The 10005-nt window shown below is 66.3% G+C and carries 8 protein-coding genes and 1 pseudogene; 4 read left to right on the top strand and 5 right to left on the bottom strand.

The window, feature by feature from the left end:
* From QH195_RS14570 to QH195_RS14580, 3 genes and pseudogenes are all read left to right on the top strand, one after another.
* Positions 1-278 (top strand): annotated as a pseudogene (locus QH195_RS14570) (hypothetical protein); the annotation flags it as partial.
* A gap of 53 nt (positions 279-331) precedes the next feature.
* Positions 332-1288, top strand: a complete 957-nt coding sequence (locus QH195_RS14575; RefSeq protein WP_280435756.1) for a TetR/AcrR family transcriptional regulator C-terminal domain-containing protein — start codon at positions 332-334, stop codon at positions 1286-1288.
* A gap of 149 nt (positions 1289-1437) precedes the next feature.
* Positions 1438-2316, top strand: coding sequence for a TIGR03854 family LLM class F420-dependent oxidoreductase (locus QH195_RS14580; RefSeq protein ID WP_280435757.1), 879 nt, complete (start codon positions 1438-1440; stop codon positions 2314-2316).
* On the opposite strand, the gene QH195_RS14585 is transcribed toward QH195_RS14580, so the two are convergent.
* From QH195_RS14585 to QH195_RS14605, 5 genes are all read right to left on the bottom strand, one after another.
* Complete coding sequence (locus QH195_RS14585) at positions 2288-2860, bottom strand: DUF1772 domain-containing protein (RefSeq protein WP_280435758.1); 573 nt, start codon at positions 2858-2860, stop codon at positions 2288-2290. The two genes, QH195_RS14580 and QH195_RS14585, sit on opposite strands and share 29 nt — an antisense overlap.
* Before the next feature lie 190 nt (positions 2861-3050).
* The gene (locus QH195_RS14590; RefSeq protein ID WP_280435759.1) at positions 3051-4028 is read right to left on the bottom strand and encodes an alpha/beta hydrolase family protein; all 978 of its coding nucleotides are present in this window, start codon (positions 4026-4028) and stop codon (positions 3051-3053) included.
* Positions 4029-4032: 4 nt separating this feature from the next.
* Positions 4033-4500, bottom strand: coding sequence for a polyketide cyclase (locus QH195_RS14595; protein WP_280424395.1), 468 nt, complete (start codon positions 4498-4500; stop codon positions 4033-4035).
* 96 nt (positions 4501-4596) lie between these two features.
* Positions 4597-5763: an acyl-CoA dehydrogenase family protein gene (locus QH195_RS14600; RefSeq protein WP_280435761.1), complete on the bottom strand. Its 1167-nt coding sequence runs from the start codon at positions 5761-5763 to the stop codon at positions 4597-4599.
* 273 nt (positions 5764-6036) lie between these two features.
* Entirely contained in the window at positions 6037-6882 is an 846-nt protein-coding gene (locus tag QH195_RS14605) for a 2OG-Fe(II) oxygenase (protein WP_280424394.1), read from the bottom strand.
* Positions 6883-7773: 891 nt separating this feature from the next.
* Here QH195_RS14605 and QH195_RS14610 point away from each other — a divergent pair.
* Positions 7774-9480 (top strand): hypothetical protein, encoded by a 1707-nt coding sequence (locus tag QH195_RS14610; RefSeq protein ID WP_280435760.1) that lies wholly within the window; start codon positions 7774-7776, stop codon positions 9478-9480.
* Positions 9481-10005: the final 525 nt, after the last annotated feature.

A 10005-nucleotide genomic window follows, 5' to 3' on the forward strand; every position in this document is an offset into this window, starting at 1 on the left:
ACCCCGAGTTGGCTGCCCGCGCCATGTCCGCCATGGTGGACCACACCTTGTACCTGTGGCTGATCCAGGGCGAGGACGCCGACGAAGAAGCATTGCTGGCGACGCTCGATCAGATGTGCGTCGGCGCGCTCCCCCCCTTCCTCAACCCCCTCCCGCGGCTGGTCGTCCCCCCCCCCCCCCCCCCCCGCGGAGGTGGGATTTTGCTACGCAGTGGTGCGTACGGTGTATCAGTACTGCGTTCCACCGTAGCCATATCTGCTTGTTGTAGCGACGTATAGCGCGAATTAGTGCACTAGTTCGCCACTCTGGTGATCTAGTACACTGCGGGCTGGTGAGTGGGTTCTCGACAGATCGGCAAGCCATGTCCACGTCGGCGCCGCGCCGGGGCGCGCGGTATCAGGTGATCGCGGGTGAGATCCGTGCCCGGATCGAGAAGGGCGAGCTGCGGCCCGGCGATCGGGTGCCCTCCGTACGGCAGATCGCCGGTCGCTGGGGCGTCGCCATCGCGACCGCGACCAGGGTGCTCGCCGAACTGCGCGACGCGGGCCTGGTCGAAGCGCGCGTCGGTGCGGGCACGGTGGTTGCCGCGCCCCGGCGCCGATCCGCCGCCCCGAGCCGCGACATGCTGCCGCTATCGCGCGCGAACGTCGAACCTCGAAAGCGTCTGCTGGGCAGTGCGATAGCGATCGCGGACGCCGAAGGGCTCGAGGCGGTATCGATGCGGCGGCTGGCCGCCGAACTCGGAGTCGGGCCGATGTCGCTGTACCGGTACGTGGCGAACAAGGACGAACTACTCACCCAGATGGCCGATGAGGCGTTCGGCGAATTGCGGCTGCCGAAACCGGGGGAGTGGCGAGCCGACCTCGAATGGATCGCCCGCCGGCAATGGCAGCTGTGCCGGCGGCATCTCTGGCTGCCCAGGGTCGTCTCGTTCACCCGCCCACTGCCGGCGCCCAACATGATGGCCCAGACCGAATGGGTATTGCGGGCCCTCGACGGTCTCGGGCTCTCGCCGGCCGCCCGGATGCGTGAGGCGCTCACCCTGCACGGGCTGGTCGTCGGATCGGCGTTGTCGATGGCGGAGGAAGCGGAGACGGAGCGGGACACCGGCGTCACCCTGGCCGGTTGGCGCGCCGCCCAACGTGCCCGGCAGCACGAACTCCTGGCGACCGGCGAATTCCCGCTGTTGGCTTCGTTTTCCGAGGACCCGGTGACGGACCCGGAAAGCCTGTTCGAATACGGTCTCGCCCGTCACCTCGACGGTTTCGCCGCGCTGGTGTCCCGGTAGCGGCCGAGTGTCGCGTGGCGATCGATCACCCTCGTCGCGCTCGGGCCAGGCGAAAGCTGCGCAGTTCGAAGCCGGCCGGAATGCCGGCCGCAGCGCGGGTGTTGTCGCATGGAACGCGTCGGCGAAGGTCCGCTCGAGAGGAGAGCCAAGTGAAGATCCGTTTCGGTATCGGAACAGGTTCGGATACCGATCCGGAGACTCTGCCCGCGCTGGTGGATCGGCTCGAGGGCGCGGGTGTGGATTCACTGTGGTTCTCCGAACTCGTCTACTCGCCGGCGGTGGACCCGGTGGTGGGGATGGCGACGGCGCTGGCCCGCACCGACCGGCTCAAAGTAGGAACCTCGGTGGCGATCCTGCCGGGCCGGCATCCCGTGCTGGTGGCCAAGCAGTTGGCGTCGCTTGCGGTGCTCGCGCCCAAACGGGTGTTGCCGGTGTTCGGGTTGCGGCCGGCGGGCGCGGGCGAGCTCGACCTGTTCCCGGTGCCGGGCCCGCGTGGTGCGGTGTTCGACGAATCGTTGCGGCTGCTGCGCGCTGTGCTGCGCGAGGACGACGTGGATTTCGACGGTGACCATTTCACCGTCCGCGGGGCCGGGGTGGGAAAACGGCCGGACAGGCCGCTGGATATCTGGCTCGGTGGCCGAGTGCCGGGTGCGTTCCGCCGGATCGGCCGCTACGGCGACGGCTGGCTGGGCAGTTTCCTCACCCCGGACGAGGCTGCGGCCGGGGTGGCCGCGATCAATGCCGAGGCGGCCGCCGCGGGCCGCGAAATCGAGGCCGACCATTTCGGTATCACCCTGTTGCTCGCCGAGGACGGCGTGCCTGCACAGCTCACAGCGGGGATCCGGCGGCAACGCCCCGAGATCGACCCCGCGGATCTGGTGGCGGGTAGCTGGCCGGAACTGCACCGGCTGGTCGACCGCTACATCGCGGCCGGGCTGAGCAAGTTCGTGGTGGTGCCCGCGGGAGGCGGACCGCAGGACGGGTTCCTGGATCGTTTCGTCACCGAACTCGTACCTCGCCAGAACTGATCACGGCGCGCGGCCGGCTGCCCGCGGCGGTGGCGGCGACGATCAGTCCGAAGACGAGCACGGCGCAGGCCACCCGGGCGAGATGGAAATGCTCCCAGCGGGTCAGGATTTCGTCGTAGCCGGACGGCGGGCCGGTTACCGCCCATACCTTGATCTCCTGGTTGATGGGGACGTTGCCCAGGCGGGTGATGAGGAATACCGCGACCGACAGGCCCGTCGCGATTCCGGCGAGCAGGCGTTCGATTCCGCGTGCGCGCACGGTGAGAGCCAGGCCGCAGATGAAGGTGAATGCCATGAGCGCCTGCATGACGACGCCGTTGGCCGACATCAACTCGGTGTGGAAGGTGAGTCGCATATCCAGCGGCACCGACCGGAAGGCGTGCAGCACATTCACCCCGCCGTAGAGAAAAGAACCGGCGAGCAACCCGCTGAACAGCAGAGCTGCTGCTTCCGCGAGGCGCGGCCGGGCGAGGGGTATCGGCGCTACATCGGTGACCGAACGGCTCGCTACCCGCCGTGTCGGTGTGCGCAGGAAATCCAGCATAGGTGTACAACGTACTCCTAAAGTCGGTGTGTCCGTAGCCGAATGCCCCGAGCTGGAATCACAGCGGAAGTGGTGCGCCGTACGTGCCGAGCGGCCACGGGACGGCCGGCTTTCGCCATCGGTACTCATCCGCTGCCGGAATCACCGGGCGAGCACGAGAGGTCCGGCGGCGCCGTCAGCCCCGTTTCGTTCAGCCGGTCACCCGGCGCAGCGACGGAACATCCCTCGACGGTTGAGTGGACTCCAAACGGCCCAGTGGGTGGTCGGCCGCGAGAGACACCAGTGCGGCCTCCCAGCCGGCGCTGTCGATACCGAGTGCGTGCCGCAGGTAGGCGGTGGTGACCTGTTGGATCAGCGCTACGCGTTCCGGGTTCTCGTCGGTGGTTTCCGCGACCCGGTAGCCGGAGATACCGCCGAGGAAATGCTCCGCGCCGAACAGTGTGAGCAGGCTCTTGACGCCGGGGCTCAGGGTGTAGGGGTCGGTTGTCCAGTCCGGTCCGCGGACGGTCAGCGGGTGGTTGTCGGCGTCGCCGGCTACCACGAGTGTGGGCGTGTGCATCTGCGAGAAGTCCTGGCCCGAAAGCCATGCCGCGTGTTCGAGAGCGAAGGGGGTCAGGTTTTCTCCGCCTTCGCCTGCCGTGGCCAGCAGCACGCCCGCGGTGATCCGGGAGTCGGACAGGTCCTCGACCTGCCCGGTGCTCGGATCGAGGACGCGCAGGCCCAGCAGAATGCCTGCCGTCTGGCCGCCGAAGGAGTGGCCGGCTGCCGCGATGCGGGTCGGGTCGGGGCGACCGGCGAGACCGGGCACGGCCGCTTCCAGTGCATCCAGGTTGTCGAGAACGCGCACCATATCGGCTACGCGGAACCGCCAGTGGTGAGGTCGGCGGGGATCGTCGGCGACGAAGGGGAACGTTTTCGAGTCGAGATGGGTGGGCTGGACTACTACGAAGCCGTGGGCGGCCCAATGGTCGGCCAGCGGACCGTAGCCGTCCAGGGACGAGCTGTAACCGTGCGAGAGCAGGACGATCGGTAGGTTCTCCCCGGTCACCGGCGCGGAGACGCGGACATGCAGGTTCGCGCCGCGATCCGGTGCGGGCAGCACGATCGGTTTGACCGAGACGACCGGGGTGGCGGCGGGACCGGGGATACCGGAGTTCGAGCCTGTCATGTGGTTACCGGTTCTCGACCGTCCGGGCGAGGATGCCGAGGGTGGCGCGAAGCCCCGATTCGGGGATGACCGGGAAGATGCCCGCTTCCCGGTAGGGCGCCGCGATCCGGCTCCAGTCGTAGTAGGACGTCACCAGAGTGCCGGTCTCGCTGGGCGCCAGACGGTAGCCGTAGAGATGTTCGATCGGCGGCTGGATCGTGCCGGAGATCGTCCATTCGATATGTGCGTCCTGCTCGAATGCCGTGATGATCACGGTGACGTCGTATTTGCCCATCGGGAAGTCGTTGAGCGATTCCCGGTCCATATGCACCAGGAACTCGTCACCGACCGCGGTGACGGGTTCGCCTTCCGCGGATTGCAGCATGCCCGAGCTGTCGATCGCCACATGTCCGGCGGGCGAGCACAGCAGGGCGAAAATCTCGGCCGGTCGCGCCGCGATCTCACGGTGGACCTCGAACCGTTCGTCACTCATGACGCCAACCATCGCACAAGCCTCGTGCAAGTGACGGCCGGGCATCCTCGCGCACCCGGCGGGAAACGGCGAGGACCGGCCGGTCGAGTGCGTCGGTCACCGGAAAGCCGCCGAGCCGGTGAGTGCCTTGCCGATGGTCAGCTGATGGACCTCGGACGTGCCCTCGTAGGTGAGCACGGATTCGAGGTTGTTGGCGTGCCGGATCACCGGATACTCGAGGGTGATGCCGTTGGCGCCGAGGATGGTGCGGCATTCGCGGGCGACGGCGAGGGCCTCGCGAACATTGTTCAGTTTGCCGGTGCTCACCTGCTCCGGGGTGATCTCGCCGCGGTCCTTGATCCGGCCGAGGTGGTAGGCGAGCAGATGCCCCTTACCCACCTCCAGCGCCATATCCGCGATCTTGGCCTGCGTCAGCTGGTAGGCGGCGAGCGGTTTGTCGAAGACCTCGCGGGTCTGCGCGTAGTCGATCGCGGTTTCGAGGCAGTCGCGGGCCGCGCCGATGGCGCCGAAGATGATGCCGAACCGGGCCTCGCCCAGGCTGGTGAGGGGTCCGCGCAGACCTTCGGCGTGGGGGAGAACGGCGGAATCGGGCAGCCGGACATCGTCCAGCACGAGCTCGGAGGTCACCGAAGCGCGCAACGACATCTTCGCCCGGATATCGGAGGCGGAGAAGCCCAGGGAGTCGGTGGGGACGACGAAACCGCGGATACCTTCCTCGGTCTGGGCCCAGACGACGGCGACGTCGGCGATCGAGCCGTTGGTGATCCACATCTTGGTTCCGTTGAGCACCCAGTCGCGGCCGTCGCGCACGGCCCGGGTGCGCATGCCGGCGGGGTCGGAGCCGTGATCGGGTTCGGTCAGGCCGAAGCAGCCGATCGCCCGGCCGGCGGCCATCGCCGGCAGCCACTGCTGCTTCTGTTCCTCGCTGCCCCAATGATGGATCGAGAACATCGCCAGCGACCCCTGCACCGACACCAGACTCCGGATCCCCGAATCGACCGCTTCCAATTCGAGACAGGCCAGTCCGTAGGCGGTGGCGCTCATCCCGGCGCAGTCGTAACCGTGCAGATGCATGCCGAGTACGCCCAGGGCACCGAGTTCCACGGCCAGGTCACGCGCCGGGAGCCGGCCTGCCTCGAACCATTCGGCGATATGCGGGCGGATGCGTTCGGCGGCGAACTTGCGCACCGTGGCGCGGACCTCGATCTCCTCGGGGGTGAGCAGCGAATCGAGAGCGAACAGCTGGGTCAGCGACCGGGACATGCGGACCTCCGGGGGAAGTTGATCGACCGACATGGGGACGAATGTGTGCGGGAACCGTCAGCTGTTCACGCTAGTCCTGCGGGCAATCAGCTCATCTGTCCTGGCTGCCCGGTGCACCGAGCAGGGTGTCGACGAACGGCACCCGCGCTGCGGCTCCTTCTGGATGCCGCCGGCATACCCACCAGTTGGGGAGAAAATAGGCCCGAGTCGTATGCAAGCAGGTCACACGGACCGAGCCTCCGGCAGCCCTCGAGTTCGAGAACCGCTCCGAGTTCACCTGTGATAGCGGTAGCGGCGCATCCATTTGGTGACGATCCACTTCTCGCCGGTGAGCACTGGTAACCCAGCGTGCCGCGTCATCGGATCGAGCTGGCCTATGTTGTTGAAGTACCGGAAATACAGTGCTTGGCCCATACGCGGCGTGAACGACATCCCGGTCTCGGTGAATTCGGTTGCGCCGCCTGCCTCCACGTCGTTGAGATAGACGATGAGTGTGGCCACCCGCTGGCCGCCGAACAGGAAATGAGCGGCGCTCCCCGGATCTTTCGGCGGGTAGAAATCGAAATGAGGCAGGAATTCTCCACCTACGCCGTAGTGCACCACCTGTAGGCCTTCACCGTATTCCAGTGGCCAGTTCATCAGAGCCGATATTCGTCGGTCGATCCGGTCGATGAACGGATCCTCGGACAATGCGAAGGTGTAACTTTCGCTTGCGCGACTATCGGCGGGCACCAGCTGACCGGTCTCGGAGTCGATGATCGTGGACGGCTGCATTCGGGGGCGGGAAAGTTGAATCAGCTGATCGCACTCGTCGGCAGAGAGGACATCGCCGAAGAGTATCGTTTGTGGCTTTTCCGTCCGCAGTAACACATGTACTGTTCGGTCGTGAGCGTGAAAGGATCGATCGGGTGATATCGGTCCGGAATCATATTCATAGGACGAGTCCGCCGGAAATTCTCCTGCCAACAATGTGTGCACAGTCTCCGTGGCGATGTCCTTATCGAAACCGTCGCCGGCCATCGACTGCACAATCGATTCGACTGTGTGGCCGTTTTCCAGGCATTCGCTGATCCAGGAATTGATACAGCGTCGCCACGAAACATCCAGCGCTACAGTCATACTCGGAGAATAGCAGCGGATTCTCGGCACACCACCAGTGGTGAATGTCCGCTGATGCGGCGGGCTTCGTCGCCATCGGGTGCTGTGCCGGATCGGTCCGATGATGCACGGCGGCGTACTGCCGGAGTCGGTCGATCCATCGATGCGGAGCGGGCCGATGCCCTTCGGGTGCTCCACTGGCTGAAGGTGGGCACGCCGCCGGTAGTGAGGGCCGCGTTGTTCCCAGTCTTGGTGATAGCGGACCGCTCATGAATCGTCCGTAGCCAATGGAGGCAATACCTGTAGAAGCCGGCTACGGCCTGTGTCACCCGCGGTGTCCGGGCTCGAATCGGGCACCAGGGTTCGGTGATCGAGCTGAACCGCGGGTGTGCAACGAGCCCGTCGTTGCCGACTGGCTCATCCGCTCGACCTGCGAAGTCGTGGTCGCTGCCGGTCACGTAGGCCGGATCGGCCGTATGGTCCGGCACTGGGGCAGTGCAGAGAACCGGCGGGCGCGGTACCCGTGCCAACTTCTTTCGACGGGCTGTTCGGCGCTTCCGGTGGAGTGGCTGCCCGTCGGGTCGAGATTCGGGTGAACGACCTTTCGGGGGCACGCAGGAGACCCGGTCGGCCACGCGGCGTTGGGTACTCTGTCCGGGTCGCCGATCCGGGAGCGTCGGCCAACCTGTCAGCGTGGAACGCGTGCGAAGTGAGGTGCGTGAGGATCGAATGTCACTGCCGCTCTGGTCGCGAGCCGTGCCGGTGCTGTGTGTGGGCCTTCCGACGGTGATCCACCGGTGCCGGTGAAGGTATGCAACTCAGCGTCATACGGTCTCGGGCGTTGATGACCGGGCGCATACCGGGGGTGCGGCCTATCGTTCCACGCCGCCGCGTTGTGAGAAGGTTCGAGTTTTGAGTATCCACATACCCAGCGAGGTTGTGTTATTTCTCAATGTCATCGGCGTTCCGTATCCGGACGTCGATGTGGACCAAGTGCGCGAGCTGGCAGACAGCGTTCGCGAGTTCGCTGGAGATATACGGGAAACCTTCGATGTGGCAACCGGCACCCTCGACGAAATGCGGTCGGCGATGTCGGGCGATTCCTATCAGGCAATTCTCGTCGGGTGGGCCCACCACTACGAGAAAATGGGAGAACTGGATACCGCATTCGATACCACCGCGACGGCACTCGATATCGCAGCGGATGTCATCGAAGCCATTCAGATCGCTGTGCTGATCGAATTGGCGGCGCTCGCCGCGAGTTTCGTGGCAGGTATGTTCACTCCGGCCGGCGCGGTAACGGGGCCGATGATCGCAGCGGCGGCACGCTATATAGCCAAGAAGATGGCAGAGGCCATTATGTGGTACATCGCGGCCGAGGTGGTGGCCAAAGCCGTGGAACCACTCGTGGAGAAATTCGACGAGTTCATTCGGGATGCGTTGCAGCCACCGGAGATCCCGGTGTCGGCCTCTGGGCCCTCGGACAAGTACCATCTCGACCCGGACGAAGTCGAGCGCTTCAGCCGGATGCTGGACAACCACGCCGACGACTTGTTGTCGCATGGCGAGAAATTCGGCCAGCGACTGGCCGGATTCGATTTCACCACCCCCGGTCTGGGCGTGGAACCCGCAGAATGGCCGAGTCCGACGAGCCTGCCTGAGCCGGGGTACAGCAATCCTGTGGGTGCGCCCCCGACTACGCCGCCCGTGCTGTCGCCGGAAACTCCGCTGCCCACCGGCGGAACGCAGTCGAGTGATAACCGGCATGCCGAGACCGACACTGCGCCTCGGAACCCGGGCGCGGAAACGCCCGGCGCACCGGGCAATACCAACCTGCCGGACGCTGCTGCGACTACTTCGGATCCGAACCGCACCGATAGCGTCGCGCCGGCGGCGCCGACGTCCGCGGTTCCAGGCTCGTCGCCTTCGTCGGTAGGAGGTGTCCCGTCGGGTGGTGCCGACATACCCGGGCAAGATGGGAGCGCCCCGGACGGCCGGACGATGATCACCGATCACACATCCGACAGCGCAGGTCGATCCGGCGAAGAACCCGCGCATCACGGGGTCGGCGAAACCGCCGGTATGGTCCCGCCTGCGCAAATGGCCGCGTCGGCACCGGGACAGTCGTTGCAGGCCGGTCCTGCTTCGCAGGCCGGTTCCGCGTCTCAGGCGGGTTCCGCGTCTCAGGCGGGTTCCGCTTCACAGGGGCAGCGGCCCGCCGACGCCGCTACAGGGAAGGCGCCGGGCGGCGCCGGGCGCGCCGGGGCTGCAGGACCGGATAATCAGCAACCGGCTGCTCGCAGGCCGGCGAAGACGCCGTGGTCGCGTGCTGGAGGCAAAGCTGCGCACGTCGGCTCGACCACGAAACGGCCCGACGCGGAGGTGCCAGCAGTTTCGGTGAACGAAGCCGACGCCAAACGCGAACCCGCCCGGCCGGCGCCGGCGGGCGCCGAGAGTCCTGACCAGGCTGCCCCGCATGTGTTCGCGCCGGATACTGCAGCACCACCTGCTCCCATACCGAGCGACTCGGGAACCGGTCGCGCGCAGGAAGATTCGGTGGCGACTCCGGAGAAGGAGGCCGATGTGCCTGCTGTCGGTGTCCGGCCATCAGCGGGATGACCGGGTTGACGAATGTGTGAACCGACTTCCACTGGGAAACAGCCGAAACGATGTCCACCGGGCCGAACGTATCGGCGGACGCCGAGGACGGCCCGCACATGTGTCCATCAATGTCTCGCACCGCTCGGTGCGCGATTCGGTTCCGGTAACGACGATCGAGCGGGCACCAGCTGTGTCCATACGAGGGGCAGGAGGGTGTAGTGGCAGCTGTGATGAAGCGCGTCATGGAGCTTTTGGAATCCGTGGTCCGCGAACTGCCCAGTGCCGGCCAGGCATTCCGGGAATTGACTTCGGGCCGGGCCCGCGAGGCCTCCGGTATTGGCGCACGAGCTGACGGAGATGCCGCCCGGAATGTAAGAGACTCCGGAACCAGGGAGGGGCCCACCGGCTCCTCGCATTCGAACCCGCCGGGTAATCCGCCGGGTGGGGGTCGTCCGCCGGGTAATCAGCCGGGTGGGGGTCGTCCGCCGGGTAATAAGCAGGGTGGGGGTCGGCCGGCGGGTAATAAGGCGGGGGGGGGTGGTG

The organism is Nocardia carnea, assembly GCF_029868855.1.
Classification (GTDB): Bacteria; Actinomycetota; Actinomycetes; order Mycobacteriales; family Mycobacteriaceae; genus Nocardia; species Nocardia carnea_A.

Excerpts from the sequence above, each read along its gene's own strand:
- QH195_RS14585 (WP_280435758.1), bottom strand. The coding sequence starts at position 2,860 with ATGCTGGATTTCCTGCGCACACCGACACGGCGGGTAGCGAGCCGTTCG.
- QH195_RS14600 (WP_280435761.1), bottom strand. The coding sequence starts at position 5,763 with ATGTCCCGGTCGCTGACCCAGCTGTTCGCTCTCGATTCGCTGCTCACC.
- QH195_RS14590 (WP_280435759.1), bottom strand. The coding sequence starts at position 4,028 with ATGACAGGCTCGAACTCCGGTATCCCCGGTCCCGCCGCCACCCCGGTC.
- QH195_RS14605 (WP_280424394.1), bottom strand. The coding sequence starts at position 6,882 with ATGACTGTAGCGCTGGATGTTTCGTGGCGACGCTGTATCAATTCCTGG.
- QH195_RS14595 (WP_280424395.1), bottom strand. The coding sequence starts at position 4,500 with ATGAGTGACGAACGGTTCGAGGTCCACCGTGAGATCGCGGCGCGACCG.